The sequence below is a fragment of the Arthrobacter sp. CC3 genome (genome assembly GCF_039907775.1).
Taxonomy (GTDB): Bacteria; Actinomycetota; Actinomycetes; order Actinomycetales; family Micrococcaceae; genus Arthrobacter.
The window spans coordinates 81480-102015 of the sequence record NZ_JARCCY010000012.1 but is presented as its reverse complement, the minus strand read 5'-3'; the positions used below and the strand labels follow the sequence as shown (position 1 = coordinate 102015).

At 66.8% G+C, this 20536-nt stretch carries 20 protein-coding genes, 1 tRNA gene and 1 pseudogene; 13 read left to right on the top strand and 9 right to left on the bottom strand.

Annotation, left to right across the window (positions count from 1 at the left end; translation table 11 throughout):
* Window positions 1–10 precede the first annotated feature (10 nt).
* The 3 genes from PV761_RS09625 to PV761_RS09615 are packed head-to-tail and all read right to left on the bottom strand — an operon-like array spanning window position 11 to window position 2453.
* Window positions 11–616: a GNAT family N-acetyltransferase gene (locus PV761_RS09625; protein WP_347896222.1), complete on the bottom strand. Its 606-nt coding sequence runs from the start codon at window positions 614–616 to the stop codon at window positions 11–13.
* Window positions 613–1371 carry an alpha/beta hydrolase gene (locus PV761_RS09620; protein WP_347896220.1) on the bottom strand — a complete coding sequence of 253 codons (759 nt, stop codon included), beginning with the start codon at window positions 1369–1371 and terminating at the stop codon, window positions 613–615. The genes PV761_RS09625 and PV761_RS09620 overlap by 4 nt, the downstream gene beginning before the upstream one ends.
* Window positions 1359–2453, bottom strand: a complete 1095-nt coding sequence (locus tag PV761_RS09615) for a LacI family DNA-binding transcriptional regulator (protein WP_347896218.1) — start codon at window positions 2451–2453, stop codon at window positions 1359–1361. The genes PV761_RS09620 and PV761_RS09615 overlap by 13 nt, the downstream gene beginning before the upstream one ends.
* 159 nt (window positions 2454–2612) lie before the next feature.
* On the opposite strand from PV761_RS09615, the gene PV761_RS09610 reads away from it, so the two are divergent.
* The 5 genes from PV761_RS09610 (at window position 2613) to PV761_RS09590 (ending at window position 6683) form a co-directional block, all read left to right on the top strand.
* Window positions 2613–3782: a Gfo/Idh/MocA family oxidoreductase gene (locus PV761_RS09610; RefSeq protein ID WP_347896216.1), complete on the top strand. Its 1170-nt coding sequence runs from the start codon at window positions 2613–2615 to the stop codon at window positions 3780–3782.
* Window positions 3782–4996, top strand: a complete 1215-nt coding sequence (locus PV761_RS09605) for a dihydrodipicolinate synthase family protein (RefSeq protein WP_347896214.1) — start codon at window positions 3782–3784, stop codon at window positions 4994–4996. The genes PV761_RS09610 and PV761_RS09605 overlap by 1 nt, the downstream gene beginning before the upstream one ends.
* On the top strand, window positions 4993–5850 hold the full coding sequence (locus PV761_RS09600; RefSeq protein ID WP_347896212.1) for a sugar phosphate isomerase/epimerase family protein: 858 nt from the start codon (window positions 4993–4995) through the stop codon (window positions 5848–5850). The genes PV761_RS09605 and PV761_RS09600 overlap by 4 nt, the downstream gene beginning before the upstream one ends.
* Before the next feature lie 140 nt (window positions 5851–5990).
* Window positions 5991–6422, top strand: a complete 432-nt coding sequence (locus tag PV761_RS09595) for an SRPBCC domain-containing protein (protein WP_347896210.1) — start codon at window positions 5991–5993, stop codon at window positions 6420–6422.
* 84 nt (window positions 6423–6506) lie between these two features.
* Complete coding sequence (locus PV761_RS09590; protein ID WP_156037030.1) at window positions 6507–6683, top strand: hypothetical protein; 177 nt, start codon at window positions 6507–6509, stop codon at window positions 6681–6683.
* Window positions 6684–6735: 52 nt separating this feature from the next.
* Here PV761_RS09590 and PV761_RS09585 read toward each other — a convergent pair.
* Window positions 6736–6808: transfer RNA gene (locus PV761_RS09585), tRNA-Arg, on the bottom strand.
* Window positions 6809–7028: 220 nt separating this feature from the next.
* On the opposite strand from PV761_RS09585, the gene ssb reads away from it, so the two are divergent.
* The 3 genes from ssb (at window position 7029) to ettA (ending at window position 10016) form a co-directional block, all read left to right on the top strand.
* Window positions 7029–7574, top strand: coding sequence for a single-stranded DNA-binding protein (gene ssb / locus PV761_RS09580; RefSeq protein WP_347896208.1), 546 nt, complete (start codon window positions 7029–7031; stop codon window positions 7572–7574).
* 63 nt (window positions 7575–7637) lie between these two features.
* The gene (locus tag PV761_RS09575; RefSeq protein WP_347896206.1) at window positions 7638–8249 is read left to right on the top strand and encodes a hypothetical protein; all 612 of its coding nucleotides are present in this window, start codon (window positions 7638–7640) and stop codon (window positions 8247–8249) included.
* Between the two features lie 84 nt (window positions 8250–8333).
* The gene (gene ettA, locus PV761_RS09570; protein WP_028268978.1) at window positions 8334–10016 is read left to right on the top strand and encodes an energy-dependent translational throttle protein EttA; all 1683 of its coding nucleotides are present in this window, start codon (window positions 8334–8336) and stop codon (window positions 10014–10016) included.
* Window positions 10017–10134: 118 nt separating this feature from the next.
* On the opposite strand, the gene PV761_RS09565 is transcribed toward ettA, so the two are convergent.
* Window positions 10135–11115 carry an acyl-CoA thioesterase II gene (locus PV761_RS09565; protein ID WP_028268979.1) on the bottom strand — a complete coding sequence of 327 codons (981 nt, stop codon included), beginning with the start codon at window positions 11113–11115 and terminating at the stop codon, window positions 10135–10137.
* Window positions 11116–11178: 63 nt separating this feature from the next.
* Here PV761_RS09565 and PV761_RS09560 point away from each other — a divergent pair, with 63 nt between their 5' ends.
* From PV761_RS09560 to PV761_RS09550, 3 genes and pseudogenes are all read left to right on the top strand, one after another.
* Window positions 11179–11838 (top strand): hypothetical protein, encoded by a 660-nt coding sequence (locus PV761_RS09560; RefSeq protein ID WP_028268980.1) that lies wholly within the window; start codon window positions 11179–11181, stop codon window positions 11836–11838.
* A 383-nt stretch (window positions 11839–12221) separates the two neighbouring features.
* Window positions 12222–13151, top strand: a pseudogene (locus PV761_RS09555) (M20/M25/M40 family metallo-hydrolase); the annotation flags it as partial.
* A 114-nt stretch (window positions 13152–13265) separates the two neighbouring features.
* Window positions 13266–13973 carry a Pr6Pr family membrane protein gene (locus tag PV761_RS09550; protein WP_347896203.1) on the top strand — a complete coding sequence of 236 codons (708 nt, stop codon included), beginning with the start codon at window positions 13266–13268 and terminating at the stop codon, window positions 13971–13973.
* Between the two features lie 30 nt (window positions 13974–14003).
* On the opposite strand, the gene PV761_RS09545 is transcribed toward PV761_RS09550, so the two are convergent.
* Together PV761_RS09545 and PV761_RS09540 are read right to left on the bottom strand one after the other, a co-directional pair.
* Complete coding sequence (locus PV761_RS09545) at window positions 14004–14462, bottom strand: globin (RefSeq protein ID WP_347896201.1); 459 nt, start codon at window positions 14460–14462, stop codon at window positions 14004–14006.
* 4 nt (window positions 14463–14466) lie between these two features.
* Window positions 14467–15132 carry a mechanosensitive ion channel domain-containing protein gene (locus PV761_RS09540; RefSeq protein ID WP_347896199.1) on the bottom strand — a complete coding sequence of 222 codons (666 nt, stop codon included), beginning with the start codon at window positions 15130–15132 and terminating at the stop codon, window positions 14467–14469.
* A gap of 108 nt (window positions 15133–15240) precedes the next feature.
* Here PV761_RS09540 and PV761_RS09535 point away from each other — a divergent pair, with 108 nt between their 5' ends.
* Window positions 15241–16227, top strand: a complete 987-nt coding sequence (locus PV761_RS09535) for an NAD-dependent epimerase/dehydratase family protein (RefSeq protein WP_347896197.1) — start codon at window positions 15241–15243, stop codon at window positions 16225–16227.
* Window positions 16228–16244: 17 nt separating this feature from the next.
* Here PV761_RS09535 and PV761_RS09530 read toward each other — a convergent pair whose 3' ends face one another.
* Window positions 16245–16724: an OsmC family protein gene (locus PV761_RS09530; protein WP_028268986.1), complete on the bottom strand. Its 480-nt coding sequence runs from the start codon at window positions 16722–16724 to the stop codon at window positions 16245–16247.
* 107 nt (window positions 16725–16831) lie between these two features.
* Window positions 16832–19384: an aminopeptidase N gene (gene pepN, locus PV761_RS09525; protein WP_347896194.1), complete on the bottom strand. Its 2553-nt coding sequence runs from the start codon at window positions 19382–19384 to the stop codon at window positions 16832–16834.
* 145 nt (window positions 19385–19529) lie between these two features.
* On the opposite strand from pepN, the gene PV761_RS09520 reads away from it, so the two are divergent.
* A complete protein-coding gene (locus PV761_RS09520; protein WP_347896192.1) occupies window positions 19530–20531 on the top strand; it encodes a hypothetical protein in 1002 nt (333 codons plus the stop codon).
* Window positions 20532–20536: the final 5 nt, after the last annotated feature.

Sequence of the window (20536 nt, the reverse complement as noted above, 5' to 3'; positions counted from 1 at the left end):
CGTCGAGGCCTCAGGCCCGAACGGCGAGGCGGACCACTGCCCGGCCGGGCACCGCATCGCTGACCACCTCGAAGCCTGCGTCCAGGAACAGCTTCAACGTTCCGTGGTACAGGTCCGCAGGGCCGGCTTTGGGACGCATCTCCGGATCCACCGGGTAGCCTTCCACAACGCCGGCGCCGTGATCCATGGCATGGCCGACGGCGGCGCGAAGCAGTGCTGCAGCCACGCCGCTGCGACGGTGCCCCGGCGCGACGACGAAACAGGTCACCGACCAGACGGAACCTTCGGGACTGTCCTCCGGCGGGCTCTGCACGGCCGGTCCGGCCGCCTTGAACACCTTCGAACGCAGGATCCTTGGGTAGCAGTCGCGCGGTTCAACCGCGCACCAGCCCACCGGCTGTCCCTCCCTGAAGGCGAGGACCCCCGGTGCCGGGGTATCGGCGTCGAACTTCGCCCGGAACTGTTTCTTCCGGTCCCCGGGCGTGACGTCATTCCACTCGGCTCCCGTCAGGGCAAAGAACCTGCACCAGCAGCGCGACGGCTCACCGCGCACTCCGAAAAGGCGTTCGACGTCGGGCCAGTCGGCCGGCGCTGTGGTCACTGGCGTGGCGGTCACGGGCACCAGCCGTGTCCGGCGAGCCAGGTGGTACAAAGCTCGGTCCATCGCTCGACGCCGGCCACCCCGTCAGCGAGGCCCAGCCCGTGGCGGCCGTGCGGAAAGATATGCAACTCTGCAGGGACGGCTGCCTGTCGCAGCGCCAGGGCATAGCGCAGGCTGTGTTCCACATCAACGGCGTCGTCGTCGGATGTGTGCCAGATGAAGGCCGGGGGAGTGCCGTCCGTGACTGTGAGCTCGGCAGAAAGCTCTGCCAGGAGGTCACCGGACGGTGAATCGCCGAGCAGGTTGTTGATGCTGCCCTGGTGGACGGCCGCTTGGAAGGACACCACGGGGTAGCAGAGGACGGTTAGGTCCGGCCGGGACGACGGCAGATCAAGAGCGTCATCTCCGGCGGAAAGTCCCGAGGCGAGGGTGGCGGCCAGGTGGCCGCCCGCGGAGAATCCCAGCACGCCCACGCGGGAGCTGTCCACTGCGAGCCCGTGGCTCCCCCGCCTGATCCAGGCCACAGCGGCCTTCGCGTCCGCCAGCGGTGCCGGGTGGCGGTGCGGCGCCACCCGATACCGGAGCACGAAAGCGTGGATGCCCAGCGACGCCAGCCATTCGGCCACCGGTTCGGCTTCGTGGTCGGCGTGGTGTTCGTAGCCGCCGCCCGGAAGGACAAGCATCGCCGGGGACCTCCGGGCAGCAGGCTGGCGGGCCGGGATGACGGTGAGGCCGGCCGGCGTCGCGGGACTGCCGCTCAGGCGGTCCACTCGGTGCTCCGCCTGAGCGTCACCTGACCCGTGACGGCCGGACCGTCGTCGTGGTGTCCTTCCGTGGCGCCGGGACCGGACCCCACGGTGCTCAGCGTGGCCAGGCGGCCGATCTCCTCCAGCGGCAGGCGGACGGTCGAGAGTCCCGGGCGGAAGTCCCGCAGGGTTTCGATGTCGTCGAACCCGGCGATCAGGGCGTCGCGGGGAATCCTGAATCCCTCGGCACGGAGCGCCGCCGTGGCGCCGATGGCCATGACGTCGTTCGCGGCGAAAATGCACAGGCCGGGCTGTGCGCCCTCATTCACTGGTTCGGCTTGCCGGGCAGTCCTCAAGCGTTCGGCCAGCGCGAGGCCGGCGTCGTAGCCGCCGGCGCGGTTGAACGATGCCCGGAGGACTTCAGCTGCGGGGCGGCCAGCGGCGGCAAGGCCGGACTGGAAGCCGCGGACCCGGTCGTCTGAGGTGATGAGTCCCTCGGGGCCGCCGATGATCACGAAGTCACCCGGATGGCTGGCCGCCAGTTTCGCGGCGAGTTCCGCAGCAAGTTCTTCGTTCGGCACTTCCACCAAGTGGTATCCGTCCAGCGCGCCGGCTCCGACGATCGCCTGCCCCACCACGCCGACATGCCCGCCGTTGCGGCAGTAGCGGTCCAGTTCGGCGGCGAGCTCGGCATTGCCCTGAGCGTCCTCCGGCCGGCTGGACCGGGAGCCGGCAATGACAATGGCGTCGGCCCGTCTGGCCGCAAAGGCGGCTACTGCTTCCTTCTCATCGGCCGGCGTCCCGCCGGTGGTGGCCAGCAGCACCATCTTGTGCTGTTCACGAGCCACGTCCTGCACGCCGCGGGCTATGGCCGAAAAATACGGATCCGCGATGTCGTGCACGATCAGACCCACGAGTCCCGAGCTGGATTTCGCGAGCGCCTGGGCCTGGGCGTTGGGGATATAGCCGAGGGCTTCTGCCGCCTGCCGGACCCGCTCGGAAACCCCCGGACCGGGTTTGCGGGCGGAACCGTTGAGGACGCGTGATGCAGTAGCCGGTGAGACCCCGGCCAGTCGTGCCACCTCGGTGAGAGTGCTTGCAGCCACCGGTTTCTCCTGTTCAGCCAACGTGCGCGTAGTGGCCATTATGGCAGTTTGAACGACTTTCGGGAAAGCGCTTGCCATGAGGCGCCCGAAGATGCATCATAAATGCAGTGGGAACGCGCTTTCCCAACGCTCGATGAGAAAACGAACTGTGGAGGACACATGGGCTTCGAAACAAAGACGATCCGTATCGCCATGAACGGCATCACCGGCCGGATGGGCTACCGCCAGCACCTGCTGCGCTCCATCCTCCCCATCCGTGACGCCGGCGGCTTCACGCTCGAGGACGGCACCAAGGTGCAGGTTGAGCCCATCCTGGTGGGACGCAACGAAGCGAAGATCAGGGAGCTCGCCGAGCTGCACAAGGTCTCCGAGTGGTCCACCGACCTGGACGCCGTCATCAACGACCCCACGGTGGACATCATCTTCGATGCCTCCATGACCAGCCTCCGGGCCGCCACGCTGAAGAAGGCCATGCGCGCCGGAAAGCACATCTTCACCGAAAAGCCCACGGCCGAAACCCTCGAAGAGGCCATCGAACTGGCCCGGATCGGGAAGGAAGCGGGCGTCACCGCCGGCGTCGTGCACGACAAGCTGTACCTGCCCGGCCTGGTCAAGCTGCGCCGCCTCGTGGATGAAGGCTTCTTCGGCCGCATCCTGTCCATCCGCGGCGAATTCGGCTACTGGGTCTTCGAAGGCGACGTCCAGGCAGCCCAGCGCCCGTCTTGGAACTACCGCAAGGAAGACGGCGGCGGCATGACCACAGACATGTTCTGCCACTGGAACTACGTCCTCGAAGGCATCATCGGCAAGGTCAAGAGCGTGAACGCCAAGACCGCCACCCACATCCCGGCCCGCTGGGATGAAGCCGGCAAGGAATACAAAGCCACGGCCGACGACGCCTCCTATGGCATCTTCGAACTCGAAACCCCCGCGGGCGAGCCCGTCATCGGCCAGATCAACTCCTCCTGGGCCGTCCGCGTCTACCGCGATGAACTGGTCGAGTTCCAGATCGACGGCACCCACGGTTCAGCCGTCGCCGGCCTGAACAAGTGCGTCGCCCAGCAACGCGCCCACACCCCCAAGCCGGTCTGGAACCCGGACCTGCCCGTCACGGAATCCTTTCGCAGCCAGTGGCAGGAAGTCCCCGCCAACGCCGAACTGGACAACGGCTTCAAGCTGCAGTGGGAAGAATTCCTGCGCGACGTCGTCGCCGGCCGCGAACACCGCTTCGGCCTGCTCTCCGCCGCCCGCGGCGTCCAGCTCGCCGAACTCGGCCTGCAGTCCAACAACGAACGCCGCACCATCGACATCCCGGAGATCTCACTCTGATGACATCACTGATCCTTCCCACCCACGACGGCGGAACCCGCGAGTACCGGCTCCAGTCCGCCCCGGCCTGGTCCAGGCCAGCGGCGCCCATCACCTCGCGCCACGTCTACGCGGCGGCCCACGTCATCCCGGAAGTCACCGCGGACAACACCCCGGGCGCCCCCGCCCGCCTCGACTGGGACGCCACCATGGCCTACCGCCACGAGCTCTGGTCCTACGGCCTTGGCGTTGCCGACGCCATGGACACGGCGCAGCGCGGCATGGGCCTGGACTGGGCCGCCACCCAGCAGCTGATCAAACGCACCGGCGTGGAGGCCGCTTCAGTGGTCTCTTCCGGCGGCGCGGCGACGGCCGGCAAGTCCGTCCGAGACCTCGTCTCCTGCGGCGCCGGTACCGACCAACTGGATCCGGCCGCCCTGCCGTCAGGCGCCGCCGGCATCCAGGCCGTCATCGACGCCTATCGCGAACAGATCGCCGTGGTGGCCGAAGCCGGTCCCAAGGTGATCCTCATGGCCTCCCGGGCCCTGGCGAAGGTAGCCAGCGGAGCGGACGACTACCTGCACGTTTACTCGACCCTCCTGCAGGAAGTTGACCAGCCGGTCATCCTGCACTGGCTCGGCACCATGTTTGATCCTGCCCTGGCCGGCTACTGGGGCTCCGACGACGTAGCCACGGCCACCGATACGTTCCTGTCCCTGATCCGCGAACACGCGGACAAGGTGGACGGCGTGAAGGTCTCGCTCCTGGACGCGTCGCACGAAGTAGCGCTCCGCGCCAGCCTCCCCGAAGGCGTCCGGCTCTACACGGGCGACGACTTCAACTACCCGGAACTGATCGACGGCGACGGAACGCACCACTCGGACGCCCTGCTGGGCATTTTCGCCGCCATCTACCCGGCGGCATCGGCCGCGCTGCAGAGCTACGACGCCGGCGACGCCGTCAGGGCCCGCGCCATCCTGGACTCCACCCGGGAACTCGGCAAGCACATCTTCAGCGCCCCCACGTTCTACTACAAGACGGGCATCGCGTTCATGTCCTGGCTCAACGGCAAGCAGCCGGGTTTCCAGATGGTGGGCGGACTGCACTCGGGCCGCTCCGTGGTGCACCTGGCGAAGACCTTCGAACTGGCCGACCAGGCGGGGCTGCTGAAGGACCCTGCCCTGGCCGCTTTCCGGATGTCGGACTACCTGCGGATCAACGGGGTGGGAGTATGACCTTGAACCCAGGACCGTCCCCCTTCTCACGGCTGTCCCTGAACAGCGCCACCACCAAGAAATGGACCCTGGCAGAGGCCGTTGACGGTTGCGCCCGCGCCGGCATCCCCGCCATCGGCCCGTGGCGTGACCGCGTGCACGAAGCGGGCGTGGACAAGGCGGCCAAGCTCATCCGCGACGCCGGCCTGCGGGTGTCTTCGTTGTGCCGGGGCGGCTTCCTGACGGCGGTTGACGCCGAGGGACAAGCTGCTGCGCTGGCCGACAACCGCGCCGCCATCCTCGAAGCCGTGGCCCTGGACACGCAGGAATTGTTCCTGGTGGTCGGCGGCCTTGCCCCGGGGGAGAAGGACGTTGTGGCTGCCCGCCAGCGCGTTGCCGACCGCCTCGCCGACCTGGTTCCGTTCGCCGTCGAAAATGGCGTCCGGCTGGTGCTCGAGCCGCTGCATCCGATGTACGCCGCGGACCGCGCCCTGATCTCCACGCTCGGACAAGCCCTGGACCTGGCGGCACCTTACGACGCAAAGGCGGTCGGCGTCGCCGTCGACACCTTCCACGTCTGGTGGGACCCGGAACTGAAGGCGCAGATTGAACGGGCCGGCCGGGAGCACCGCATTGCTTCCTACCAGGTGTGCGACTTCAATCTGCCCATCGCGGCCGATGCGCTGTTGTCCCGGGGCATGATGGGCGACGGCGTCATCGACTTCGCCACGATCGGCGCCTGGGTCCGGGAGGCCGGCTACACCGGCGACATCGAAGTGGAAATCTTCAACCAGGAAATCTGGGACGCCGACGGCGACAGCGTCCTGGCGACCATGAAGGAGCGTTACGCGGGACTCGTCCTGCCGTACGCCTGACCGACTCCAGCCTGACCGCACCCGTCCTGAGGCCCGGTACCGCCCCCAAGCGGTGCCGGGCCTTCGTCCTGTTCCGTAGTCGTCCTGCCCCTTAACAGGGCGGGGGCTCGCGCGTATTGTCGTGCGGAGGAGGCAATCTCATGAAGGACCAGACCAAGGACGCTGAAGCCACGGTGCTCGTGAAGGCACCGGTAAGCGTGGTGTGGGAGGCGCTGACCGATCCCGCGATCGTCAAACAATATTTCCTCGGCACCACCCTGACCACTACCTGGCGGGAAGGTGACCCCGTGACGTTCGCGGGGGAGTGGAAGGGCAAGAGCTACGAGGATAAGGGCATCGTGCTCAAAAACCGGCCCGGGGAGATGCTCCGCATCACCCATTACAGCCCCCTCTCGGGGCTGCCGGACGTGCCGGAAAACTACCACACTGTGGAGTACCGGCTGGATGATACGCCGGCGGGAACGCAGGTCAGCATCAGGCAGGGAAACAACAAGAGCGATTCCGAGGCGGAAGAGTCCGCGAAACTCTGGGACATGGTGCTGGGAAACCTCAAGGAACTGCTGGAGAGCTGAAGGCATAGCGCCTGCCGGGGGCGGCGGGTTGGGGCGGAGCGGTGACCCGTCGACAATCCGGACGTCCGGGGCTAGCTTGGGCACATGACCGAGATTCCAGACGAAGACGGCAGCGCGCGCGGCGACGACGGCACGTCCCGGCCGGCGGACGAGGCAGCACGGGATTCCATTGCCGGCGACCTGGCCGCAACGATCGAGCCCGACATCGCTGAGATGGATGACACGCCGGAGGGGCACCCCGGCGGCGTTGATCACCGCTAATCAGAAGCGGCCCGCGGCTGCAGTGCTGCAGGGGCGGGCCGCTTCATTTTTGTGCCCCAGGAGGGAATCGAACCCCCGACCGGCGGATTAGAAGGCCGCTGCTCTATCCCCTGAGCTACTGGGGCACGTGGGCGCTTTCGGACTGCTCCGGCGGCGCCTAGAAAAGTTTACAGTGCCGCGCGGGTTCGGCCAGTCAGCCGGCTTGCGGCGTTTTGACTCATCCCCCACACCCCCGTGCTCCCCGTAGTTTTGCACATAGGGGGACCTGTGCCTCGAAACGGCGGCGTTGCGGCGTGAAGCTGAAGGTGCCTGCTAGGGCATCATCATTCGAGACAGGACACCAAGATGACTGACAACATGACCGTCCGGGGCTTCGTCGCCACGGAGATCAAGACTTCCACCACACCCGGGGGCGTCCCAACGGCATCCTTCCGGCTTGGCTCCACGGACCGCCGGTACGATCGCGCATCCGGTACGTGGGTCGATGGAAATACCAACTGGTTCACCGTTCAGGGCTACCGGCAGCTTGCCGGGAACATGGCCTGCAGCATCAAAAAGGGCCAGCGGGTCATCATCGTGGGAAGGCTCAAAATGCGGAGCTGGGAAAAGGAGGGCCGGATCTACCACTCCGCCGAGATCGACGCGGACTCCGTCGGCCACGACCTCATGTGGGGTTCCGCCAATTTCATCCGCAACGCCGGCAACCCCTCGCAACAGGGCGCGGGCCAGGACCCGCAAGGTTCTGCCTCCGAGACCCAGGGCATCGGCGACCATGGCGACCCCGATGAAACCGGCGACTCGTCCGCAGACGGGATCTTCGTTGACGACGAAAACGGCGACGTCCTGCAGCTCGATTCGGAGACCGGCGAACTTACCGGGGCCGCCGCCTGAACAGATCCCGCTGATGCCGCCAGTGCGGCACCGTCCTGCGGTGCCGCATGGCAGAATGGCCAAGTGATCCGAGCAGAGACATCCCAGCGACAGTCCGGAATTCGCCAGGACCGGATCAGCCGGTCCGGAACGCGACAGTTCGGAACGCGACAGTCCGGAACCCGACGGCGCCTGGCAGGGTCGCCCGCGCTGGCACTCGCCGCTTCCATGCTTGCGGTGGCACTCGCCGGTTGCACCAGCACTGGCACTGGCGCCGATTCCGCTTCCCGGACCCAGCAGTCGGCCTCCCCGGCCGCTGTGCCGGCATCCGGGGCCGCGCAGCCTGCACCGACAGCGACGGCCGGGACCACCGCCTCTGGCAGTGCCGCGGCGCCGGAACCGGACGCGGCGACTGCCAGGTTGAAGGAAACTGTGACCAACGCGCTCCAGGGCGTCGCCGCGGCTAACCCCAAACCGGGCCAGGAACAGCTGGCAGCGGCCTTGACCGGCGCCGGAATACCCGCCGGTTCGTTGCAGGTATCCGCCAGCCGCACGCCCACCGGCCTGGAGGTCGACGCCATTGAGGCCGCCGCCCTGCAGGGGGCGGATTGTGTGATCGGCCAGATCCGCGACGGAAGTGTCGTCGTCACAGTCCTGCCCGTGCTGGCAACGGGAAAGTGCTTCGTCGGCGGCTGAGCCTGGCGCGAACCGCCACCAAGGCGCCTGCCAATGACAACCGCGAATGTGAGTTAACCCCGTCGACCCACTAGATTTGGAACCATGGCGGAATTTATCTACACAATGACCAAGGCCCGCAAGGCTGTTGGCGAAAAACTCATTCTCGACGACGTGAGCATGTCCTTCTTCCCTGGTGCCAAGATCGGTGTTGTTGGCCCCAACGGTGCCGGTAAGTCCACCATCCTCAAGATCATGGCTGGCCTGGACACCCCCTCCAACGGTGAGGCACGGCTGAGCCCCGGCTACACGGTGGGCATCCTGCTCCAGGAGCCGCCGCTGAACGAGGAGAAGACGGTCCTGGGCAACGTCCAGGAAGGCGTCGGCGAGATCTACGGCAAGATCCAGCGTTTCAACGAGATCTCCGAGGAAATGGCCAGCCCGGACGCTGACTACGACACCCTGCTGGAGGAAATGGGCCAGCTCCAGGAAGCCATCGACGCCGCCGACGCATGGGACCTCGACTCCCAGCTCGAGCAGGCCATGGATGCCCTCCGCTGCCCGCCGGCCGATGCCGACGTCACGCTCCTCTCCGGTGGTGAGCGCCGCCGCGTCGCACTGTGCAAGCTCCTGCTGCAGAAGCCTGACCTCCTGCTGCTGGACGAGCCCACCAACCACCTCGACGCCGAAAGCGTCCTGTGGCTGGAGCAGCACCTCTCCAGCTACGCCGGTGCCGTCCTCGCCGTCACCCACGACCGGTACTTCCTCGACCACGTCGCGGAATGGATCGCCGAGGTGGACCGCGGGCACCTTTACCCGTACGAAGGCAACTACTCCACGTACCTGGAGAAGAAGCGCGCCCGCCTGGAAGTCCAGGGCAAGAAGGACGCCAAGCAGGCCAAGCGCCTCACCGAGGAACTCGAATGGGTCCGCTCCAACGCCAAGGGCCGCCAGACCAAGTCCAAGGCGCGCCTGGCCCGCTACGAGGAAATGGCCGCGGAAGCGGACCGGACCCGCAAGCTCGACTTCGAAGAGATCCAGATCCCGCCGGGACCCCGCCTCGGCGGCCTGGTGCTCGAGGCCAAGAACCTGCAGAAGGGCTTCGAAGACCGGACTCTCATCGACGGTCTGTCCTTCACGCTGCCCCGTAACGGCATCGTGGGCGTCATCGGCCCGAACGGTGTCGGCAAGACTACCCTGTTCAAGACCATCGTGGGCCTGGAGCCGCTGGACGGCGGCGACCTGAAGATCGGCGACTCCGTCAAGATCTCCTACGCTGACCAGAGCCGCGGCGGCATTGACCCCAATAAGACGCTCTGGGAAGTTGTGTCCGACGGCCTCGACTACATCCAGGTGGGCCACGTTGAAATGCCGTCCCGCGCCTACGTCGCTGCCTTCGGATTCAAGGGCCCGGACCAGCAGAAGAAGGCAGGTGTCCTCTCCGGTGGTGAGCGCAACCGCCTGAACCTGGCGCTGACCCTCAAGCAGGGCGGCAACTTGCTGCTCCTTGACGAACCGACCAACGACCTCGACGTCGAAACTCTCAGCAGCCTCGAGAACGCGCTGCTGGAGTTCCCCGGCTGCGCCGTGGTGGTATCGCACGACCGCTGGTTCCTGGACCGGGTGGCCACCCACATCCTTGCCTACGAAGGTGACGAGGAAAACCCGTCGAAGTGGTACTGGTTCGAAGGCAACTTCGAGTCGTACGAAGAGAACAAGGTGGAGCGCCTTGGCCCCGATGCGGCCAAGCCGCACCGCGTCACGCACCGCCGCCTGACCCGCGACTAGGCTCCACAGCCACCGCGGTCACGCAAGAAGGCCGGCTCCCCGAGGGGAGCCGGCCTTCTTGCATTCCTGCTCACGGGCAGGAGCGGGCCGTCGTCGGCTGTTCACCGGAACTGCCGGGTCAGCCCTTCCCGGCCTTGCGCAGCTGGTGCTGGAGGACCTTGGCCTGGACAGCGCCCGCTACCTTGTTTTTGAGGTCGGTGGGAACCCGGACCATGCCCTCCTGGGCCACCGTTGCGACGTGCTGGCCGTCCCGGCTGAAGATCTTGCCGGTGGCCAGCCCGCGGGCGCCCTGGGCGCTGGGAGATTCCTGGACGTACAGCAGCCATTCATCGACGCGCACGGGCCGGTGCCACCACATGGCATGGTCGAGGCTTGCGACGCTCATGCCCGGCGTGATCCAGCTGAGACCGTGTCTGCGCAGAATGGATTCCAGCAGCGTGTAGTCACTGGCGTAGGCAAGGGCCGCGCGGTGCGTGTTGGCGTCATCCGGCATCGGCCCGAAGGTCTTCATCCACACGGCGTTGCGGGCGTCCCTCTCGCCGTTGGCCGAAACGTACAGCGGCGGGTCCACGTGCCGGATATCGAAGGGACGCTCGTAGGCCCAGTGCCGTGCCACCGGGTGGTCGAACTTGCCCAGGAGGTCCGCCGTGCTGGGCAGCGATTCGGGGTCGGGAATGCCCGCGGGCATGGCGGACTGGTGGTCGATTCCCTCGTCTTCCTCCTGGAAGGAGGCGATCATGGACAGGATGGGCATGCCGTCCTGGTACGCGTGCACCCGGCGGGCCGAGAACGAACGGCCATCCCGCAGCCGCTGGACACCGAACGTAATGGGCTTGTTGGCATCACCCGGGCGCAGGAAGTATCCGTGCATGGAATGGACGCTGCGCGCGGGGTCAACGGTACGGTTCGCCGCGATGAGCGATTGTGCCAGGACCTGGCCGCCGAAGACGCGCTGCCGCGGCTGCCGCTGGGACGGGCCCATGAAGATGTCCTCATCGGTCCTGGCCCCCTCAAGCTCGCCGAGGTCAAGGAGTTCAATGAGCGAGGAGGTGGGGTCCGGGGGCGGTGTCCCCTGCAGTCCGGCGTCGGCTTCAGTCATGGTTCGACTTTAGACGTGACTCCGGCGCCGTCCCAAAGAGGCACAGCCGGTAGAGTCGATATTGTGTCTGACGTCCTAACCCAGCCCCTGCAGTTCACCGATCCCCGCGACCTCGCCGATCTGCGCACCTTTGCCACCCGCGCCAAGTCGATCGACGACGGCGCCATCCGCCTCCAGGCGTCCGGCCCGGTACTGGCCGCCTACGTGTGCGTGCTGCGTCCCAGGCTGCTGGGCGAGGCGACGCCGACGATCCTCGGGCTGCGGACCATGGCCCTCGCGCAGCCGGCGGACACGGACGTCACTGTTCCGATTTCGGCAGTGCTGGACCGGCTCGCCCGGGCAGGGGAGAACGACGTCGAACTGCCGCTGCCGCCCATGACGGTCACCGAATCGTGGGCAGGCGTGGGCGCGCCACGCGCGGGCTGGGAGCGCGTGGCCACACTGCCGGACGCTGAACTGCGCCAGGCCGCCGAGGCCGGCATCACCGAGATCGCCGCCATCATCCCGGACAAACCCGGCGCGCTGATCGTCAACAACGCCCGGGCCACAGTCTGGGGCAGGGAACTCCCCGGAGCTGCCGGGCTGCCGCTGGGCGCGGCCTTCGCCGCCCTCACCCTCGGATTCCTCGCCGACAGCGAACAGCAGCTCTACCGGGCGGGGCGCTGGTTCAGGCTCAGCGGATCCCGCGGACACGTCCTGGCGCGCACAGGGTCGGGACTTTAGTTCCCTTGTTGCCGGCGGAAGGAATATCGAGCGATGTCAACGGAGTTCGGCCCCCTTATTGACCGCATGGCCCGGGCGCGCCGTGCCGAGCTGATCGCGCTCCGTCACCGGTTGCACCAACACCCGGAGCTCTCCAACCGCGAGAGAACCACATCCGCACTGGTCGCAGGTCATCTGCGGTCCCTTGGCCTCGACGAGGTCCGCACCGGCATCGCCGGGTACGGCGTCGTGGGGGTCCTGCGCGGGGGACTGCCGGGGGACAGGGTCGCTGCCCTCCGTGCGGATATGGACGCCCTTCCGGTCGCCGAGGCATCCGGCCTGGAGTTCGCGTCGACAGCCATTGACGACGGGTATCCGGGCGGTCCCACCCGGTCTCCCACGCATGCGGCCATGACTGCCATACGGCGGTGGTGCTCGCCACGGCCGGTGTCCTGGCGGAGCTTCGCGACCGGCTGCCCGGCACAGTTGTCTTCGTCTTCCAGCCAGCCGAGGAAGGGCCGCCGCTGGACGAGACCGGGGGAGCGCGTGCCATGCTCGCCGCTGGAGCCCTGGCTGACCCGGAACCAACGATGATGTTCGGCATGCACGTCTCGCCGTTGCCTGCCGGCGTGGTGGGCTATCGTGCCGGAACCGCATATGCGTCCTCGTGCGTCGTGCGGATCACCATCACGGGCCTGCAGGTGCACGGCTCCACGCCGTGGATGGGGATCGACCCGATGCCGGCGGCCGCGGGAATCATCGGCGGAATTGGCGAGCTCTACCGGCAGGTTCCTGCCTACCATGCCGTCTCCGTCAGTGTTGGCCACGTTGAGGACGCGGGCCGGTTTAACATCATCGGCCAGACGGTGACCCTGTTCGGGACAATCCGCTGCGCCGTAGAATCCGACATGCACGCCGTCCAGCAGAAACTGCTGCGACTTGCCGGGCACCAGGCGGCGGCCTACGGCTGCACGGCCGAAACGGAGTTCCTGCAGCCCGTGCCGTCAGTCGTCAACCGGCCGCAGTGGATTGACGCCATGCTGCCAACGCTCAGCCGGATCCTCGGTCCGGGGAGGGTCGTCGAAGTGCCGCTGACGCTGGGCTACGACGACATGTCGGAGTTCGTCAACGCCTTTGGCGGCGCCTACCTGAGCTACGGGGTCCAGGATACGCAGATGGACGCCGATGAGCTGCGGCCGCTGGAGGGCGGCCGCGGACTCTTCCCCAATCACAGCCCGGGATTTTACGCGGACGACGACTGTCTGGTCGATGCTGTCCGGGTGCACGCGGGCGTCGCAGTCGCCCATCTTGCAGGAGAGATCACCGTCCTCTGAACATGTGCCTGTGCTGGTTCAGGCTCAGCGGATCCCGCGGCCACGTCCTGGCGCGGACAGGGTCGGGACTTTAGCTCCTCCCTGCCGGGCGCGGCAGCCTGACATACTGACCGCATGAGCGACGTGGCCATCGTGGTTCCCCCGATCGAGCGGCACCCCGGCTTCAACGATGCGCTGCATCCCGACCGCGTCTGGATCCGCCTGCTCCGCGTTGCAGTCGGCCTCTTCGTCCTGGTGGCCCTGGTCCGGAAAACGTACGACGCCACGCTTCCGGGCAGCGACGTGGACATCGGCCAGCTCTACTCGGAGTTCACAGTCCAGTCGAACCTCGTCCTCGGACTGGTCCTTGTTTATTCCGCCGCGCGGACGCGGGCGAGGCTACCGGAGTGGTGGGACCATTTGCTGGGCGCACTCACGTTCTATCTGGTCATGACAGGAATCATCTACGCGGTCCTCGTCGCCCCGCCGGACGAGCCGTGGTGGAGCTGGGACATGTACTGGCCCCAGCTGGCACACCACCGCCTGGCTCCGCTGTTCATCGCCCTCGACTGGCTCCTGGTCACGAAAACCGTCCGCGGAAAATTGTCCCGGCCGCTCACCTGGCTCATCTACCCGTCCGCTTTCCTGGTCTACTCCTGGATGCGCGGGGCAATCGACGGGTGGTACGTGTACGACTTCCTCGATCCGACACTCGAGGGCGGCTGGCCGGCCGCGTTGACGACGACGGCCCAGGTGCTGGTGGCGTTCCTTGTGATTGCCTTGCTGGTGCATGCCGGCGGCAACGCACGCGCCGCACTCGCGACGCGGCGGAAACGGCGCTAACCGCGTGTCGGCCGGGATGCGGAAGCGTTCTCAGGCGTCCGCGGGGCTGTTCACCATCGACAGCGCTGCCCGCTCCATGTAGTCCCACAGGGTGCCTTCATAGAGCGGCGGAAGTTCCAGCGCGTCCACTGCTGCGCGCATATGGTGCAGCCACCGCTCCTTCGCCTCGGGGGTGACGCGGAACGGCATGTGGCGCATGCGCAGCCGCGGGTGTCCGCGTTCCTCGCCATAGGTGGTGGGGCCGCCCCAGTACTGCTCGAGGAACATCAGGAAACGCCTTTTTGCCGGCCCCAGGTCCTCTTCCGGATACATCGGCCGGAGCAGCGGGTCGGTGGCCACACCGTCGTAGAAGACATCAATGAGCTTCACGAACGTCTCGTGGCCGCCCACTGCGTCGTAAAAGTTGTCGGTGTAGCCAGGCTGCGTGAACGGATCGTTCTGCATCAGCTGCTGTGGCTGGCGGGGTTCGCCGGCGCTGGGAATCGTCATGGTTCTATTCTCCGGCCTTCTGCTGGGGTGCGGTCTCAGGGGCGGGCGCCTCCGCGGATTCGTCCACCGGGGCTACATAGTTTCCCTGGGAGCGGTTGCCCACCCGAAGGATTTCGCCGTTGCGCAGGTACCAGATGGCGCCGTCGTCGGAACGGACACGGGTGATGCGCAGGCCCATGGATTCGACCGTGCCCACCACTTCACTGGTCTCAATGACGTCGCCGATGCCGTACTGGTCCTCGATGGTGATGAAGATGCCGGCGAGGAAGTCCCGGATCAGCTGCTGGGCGCCGAAGCCGATGGCGACACCCAGGATACCCACGCTTGTCAGCAGCGGCGCGATGTCCACGTCCAGGTTCTTGAGGACGTACATAATCGTGATCACGGCGATGAGGACACCCGCCACGCTGTTCAGCAGGGATCCGATTGTTTTGGCACGCTGGACCCGGCGTTCGTGGTCCAGTGCCCGCAGGGCCGGGGCCACCCAGCGGAAGTGCGGTTTCTTGAAAAAGGTGGTGCCGGCGGCCACGCTCTTGGTGATTCCGGCAATCACGAAGGACGCGACGAGCCAGATCGTGACGCCCACTCCGATGCTGATCACGACACCTGCGGCGTTGATTCCGGAAATATCCGGTGTGGCGGGCGGGGTGATCGACAACATGCTGTACATCGGCAGGGATGCTCCTTATTGCTTATCGGCTTCCGCCGGAGCTGCCGGGCGTTCGCCGGGCGCATAACACTCTGTTCACCTTCAACACTAGCGCCGTAGCGTGGCCACATGCGCATCCTGATTCTTGGCGGCACCGCTTTCCTGTCCGCCGAAATTGCCCGGCAGGCGGCTGCCGCGGGCCATGATGTTACCTGCCTGGCCCGCGGCTCGGCGGCCTCCCCGCCGGAGGGAACGGCCTGGCTGCGGGCCGATCGGGCCGCCGGGCGCCAGTCCTATGAACAGGCCGCAGGGGACTGGGACGCCGTCATCGACGTAACCCGTGATCCGGAGCACGCCCGGGACGCGCTGGAGGCTCTGGCGCCCGTGGCAGCGCACTGGACCGTGGTGTCCAGTTGCTCCGTTTACGCAGACCATTCGGTGCCGGGCGAAGACGAAAGTGCCGGTTTGTTACCGCCGCTCACCCCGGGCACAGCCGCTGTCCCGGAGAATTACGGCGAGGCTAAATCGGCGATTGAGCACTACGCGGCAACCATCGCCGAGGGCAAGGTCCACCTCTGCCGAGCGGGGCTGATCGGTGGTCCCGGCGACAGTTCGGACCGTTACGGCTACTGGCCCGCACGGTTTGCCCGGGATGGCAAACCCGCCATCGTTCCGGACATCGGCTCCAGTGCAACGCAGGTGATCGACGTCCGCGATCTCGCCGCGTGGATCCTGAAGGCCGCCGGACTGCAGATCACGGGTGCCTTGAATGCGGTGGGCACCGGCGTGCGGTTCGATGACTACCTGGATGAATCCCAGCGGCAGGGTATGTATTCCGGCCGGACGTACAGCGTCCCGGAAGACTGGCTGGTTGCCCGGGGGATCGGGTACTGGGCAGGTCCGGATTCGCTGCCGCTCTGGCTCCCGGCGGGACACGACGGTTTCGCCACACGCTCCAACGCGGCCGCTGTTGCGGCCGGGCTCAACCTGCGGCCGTGGCAGGAGACATTGCGGGACACGCTCGAGGACGAACGCCGCGGCGGCCTGGACAGGGAACGGAAAGCCGGGCTCAGCGCCGGGACTGAGCGGCGGCTCGTGGAAGAATTCCTGCCCTGACCATTCCCTGCCTGAGGCTAGGGTTCCTCAACGTGCACCGAGGGTTCGTGGAGCACGGGAAAGTTCACGCTCCGGGCAATGAAGCAGACCTTGTTTGCCTCGTGATGCAGCTGTTCCATGAGCGCGTCGTCCACGGCGGCGGCCACCGTCACTTCGGGCCTGAGCGTGGCGGATTCGAACTGGCCGCTGCCGTCGCGGTTGGTCCGCATCAGGCCCGCGGCGCGGTCCTCGTACGCCGTTACCACCACGCCGTGCTTCACTGCCACGTGCAGGAAAGAGAGCATGTGGCACTGCGAGAGGGCGGTCAACAGCAGCTGTTCGGGGTTGTACCGCGTCTTGTCCCCGTGGAAGGTGGGGTCGGCCGACCCCTTGAGGACGGGAAGCCCGGGGATCTCGATGTCGTGGTCGCGGGAATACCCCCGGTAGGTCGACGTTCCGTCCCCCCGGTTCCCGGTCCATCGGACAGTCACGGCGTAGCGGTGCTCATCAAGCGTCATGCCGCAATTCTAGTGACGCCGCAACTCCACATCGGCCGAACGCCGGAACCCCGGAGCAACAGCACGCCAGCTCCGAGGTTCCGGTTCGTGGGAACAGATGCCGGCGGCTATCCGATGTCGGCCTCGCGGGCCCGCAGCGCGCGCGCCACGCCGTCGCGGTTCTCCAGCATCATGCGCCGCAGCGCGGTGCTGTCCTCCGGCAGCGCGGCCAGGAACTCGTCCGTCCGGTCCACAGTTTCCTGCGTGGTCTGCTGGGCGGGGTAAAGTCCGACGACGATCTGCTGGGCAAGCGCATGGGTGCGGTTGGCAACGATGCCGGGAACGGCGTCGAAATACTTCTCCGTGTACGGCGCCAGCAGAGCCGGGTCCAGCACCCGGGTGAATCCTGCCACCGCGGATGCCTGCAGGGCGTTGGACAGCTCGCCCTTCACCACGATGGAATCCCAGGCCGCAGCCTTGGCCTCGGGCGTGGGGATGGCGGCCTTGGCCAGCGCGGCCGCGTTCTGGCCGTTCGCGGTGTTGTCCCGCTCAAGTTCAGCGTCGATCCGGTCCTGGCCTGCCCGGCCGCCGGCTACCAGTGAAGCAAGGAGCTCCCACCGCAGATCCTGGTCGACGGTGAGGCCTGCCAGGGATGCCGAGCCGTCCAGCAGCGCCGAAACCGTATCCAGCTGGCCGTCGCTGCGCGCCAGCAGCGCGAAGGACTTCACGAACTGCAGTTGCGCATCCGAGCCCGCCGGCACGGAACCGGCCAGGTCCCAGAGAGTGTCCGCTGCGGCTATGGACGTCTTTTCCCGGTGTTCCTCGGCTACGTAATAGCTGAGCGTTGTGGCCAGCTGCCGGAGCTGGACCAGGATCACCGAGGAATCGGATTCGGACGCGATGTTGGCGAGGATCAGTTCGACGTAGCCGCGGGCCGGGGTTTCGCCGTCGCGGGCAGCGTCCCAGGCGGAACCCCAGACGAGCGTCCGCGGCAGGCTCTCGCGGAAGTCCTTTAGGTGGGCCGTTGCGGTGGCCAGCGACTTCGGATCGAGCCGGACCTTGGCATAGGCGAGGTCGTCGTCGTTCAGCAGGATCAGGTCCGGCTGGCGCAGACCGGCCAGGCCGGGCACCTCGGTCCGTTCCCCGTCGACGTCCAGTTCCTCGCGGTGCACCCGGACAAGCTGCCCTTCGGTGACGTCGTAGAACCCGACAGCCAGGCGGTGCGGGCGAAGGGTGGGCTGCTCGGCCACCGCGGACTGCACGATGCTGAACGAGGTGATGGCTCCGGAAGAATCCACCGCCACATCGGGAGTCAACGTGTTGACACCGGCGGTTTCCAGCCACAGCCGCCCCCACTCGTCCAGGTCGCGGCCACTGGCCTTTTCCAGCTCCACCATGAGGTCGCTGAGCTCGGTGTTCTGCCAGGCGTGCTTGCTGAAATACTCGCGCACTCCGGACATGAACTGCTCCGGACCGACCCAGGCCACCAGCTGGCGCAGAACCGAGGCGCCCTTGGCGTACGTGATGCCGTCGAAGTTCACTTCAACGTCCTGCAGGTCGTTGATCTCGGCGAAGATGGGGTGGGTGGTGGGCAGCTGGTCCTGGCGGTAGGCCCAGGACTTCTCCACCGAGGCAAATGTGGTCCAGGCATGGTCAAACTCGGTGTTCTCCACCGCCGCCAGGTGCGACATGTACTCGGCGAACGATTCGTTGAGCCACAGGTCGTTCCACCAGCGCATGGTGACCAGATCGCCGAACCACATGTGCGCGAGCTCGTGCAGGACGGTGATGGCGCGGCGTTCCACCTGCGCGCCCGTGACCTTGCCGCGGAAAACGTAGCCTTCCAGGATGGTCACGGCGCCGGCGTTTTCCATGGCGCCGGCATTGAACTCGGGCACGAAGAGCTGGTCGTACTTCGCGAACGGGTAGGGGCAGCCGAACTGCGCCTCGAAGAACTCGAATCCCTGCCGGGTGAGTTCGAAGATGTTGTCGGCGTCGAGGTATTGCATGAGCGACTTGCGCGCAAACACACCCAGGGGAACGATGCGCCCGTCGGCGCACTTCACCTCGCTGCGCACCGACTGGTACGGACCGGCGATCAGTGCCGTGACGTAGGAGGACAGCCGGGGTGTGGCGGCGAACTCCCAGACCGAGCGTGCGCCGCCGTCTTCACCGGGAATGGTTTCGATGGGGACAGGCGTGGGGGAGTTGGACACCAGGTCCCAGTGCGACGGCGCGGTGACGGTGAACGTAAAGCTCGCCTTGAGGTCGGGCTGCTCGAACACCGCGAACATCCGGCGCGAATCCGGAACCTCGAACTGCGTATACAGGTAGACCTCGTTGTCGACGGGGTCCACGAAGCGGTGCAGTCCTTCGCCGGTGTTCATGTACGGGGCCTCGGCAACCACCAGCAGATCGTTCTCCGCGGCGAGGTACGGCAGTTGGATGCGGACACCGTCCGACACCTCCGCCGGGTCGAGTTCAGTGCCGTTCAGCATGACACTGTGAACCTTGTGGGTAACCGCGTCGATGAAGGTGGAGGATCCGGGCCGGGCGCTGAACTTTACGGCGGTAGTGGATCCGAAGACTTTGTCACCCTGGGTCAGGTCCAGGCTGACGTCGTAGGACTCAACGGAGATGAGGTTGGCGCGCTCACGGGCTTCGGCGCGCGTCAGGTTCATGCCTGGCAAGGTGGGGCCTCCAGAAAGGGTTGCGGTTGCCGGCCAGCAACGGTCATTGCCAGCACTGTGAAGTTATTCTTTCACTTCACCCGGCGATGGCAAGTTAGGTGGATCACGCGGCATCGGCACGGAGTAGCGTTGGGGTATGGGAAAGTTCAGGGACTCGGTGGACGTCAGGGCTTTGCGGTTCGCGGTGGGTTTCCCTGCGTTGCTGGCCGTCGCATTCGTCGTCTGTGCCTTCCTGCTCCGGACGGACGTGCCGGACCCCATGGCGGTGCTGTGGTCCGGGACCGGACCGGCCGGTTTTGCGCCGTTCTCCGCCTTCGTGACCTGCGGCGGCCTGATCATCGCGGTGGTGGGCTGGCTCGTCCTGGGGCAGGCCGTGCCGTTGAGCCGGCCCGCCGTCATGCGACGTGTGATGATGGGCGCCGGGCTCACCCTAAGTCTCTTTGTCACCACGGTGCTGGCGGCAGTCCTCGTGGGCCAGGCGGGAATCGCCGACGTCCGCGAAGCACGTGTTGATATGTCCGTCCTGGCCCTCGGGAGCGGGGCGGCACTACCCCTGGGCGTCATCATGGGCTTCGTTTTCAAGGCCGACGAGCGGTGGTCTGTGGAAGATGAGCGCGCCTTGCGGGACGCGCTGGAGCGCGAATCGGACCCCGAGCTGGCGTCGGATTCAGTACGGCTGTGGGTCCATGCGCGCAGTTCGGTGTTTGTGATGCTGGGCGTCGCATCGCTGTTCCCGGCAGCGCTGGTCTCCATCGCCGTCCCGTGGCTGGGTGCACTCCTGGTGGTGCTGGCGGTGCTGGCGGCCGCCTTCCTCTTCGCCCGTATCATCGTTGACCGGCGCGGTTTGCGGGTTTTCGCCGCCGGGTTCGTCCGCGTGATGGAAATTCCGGCGGCGGCGATTTCCTCGGCAACCCCGGCCGATGTCCGCGCCGCAGACTATGGCGGCTGGGGCTACCGCCACCACGGCGGGACCACCGCCATGCTGGTCAGCAGCGGACCCGCCGTCGTCGTCAACCGCGCGGACGGACGGAAAGCGGCCGTCAGCGGCGGCAGTCCCGACTCGGCCGAAAGGGTGGCCGCCGTCCTGTCCCGCGTAGCTGCCCGGGCCCGCGGCGAGAAGCGCCCGCCCCAGCCCTGAGTCCG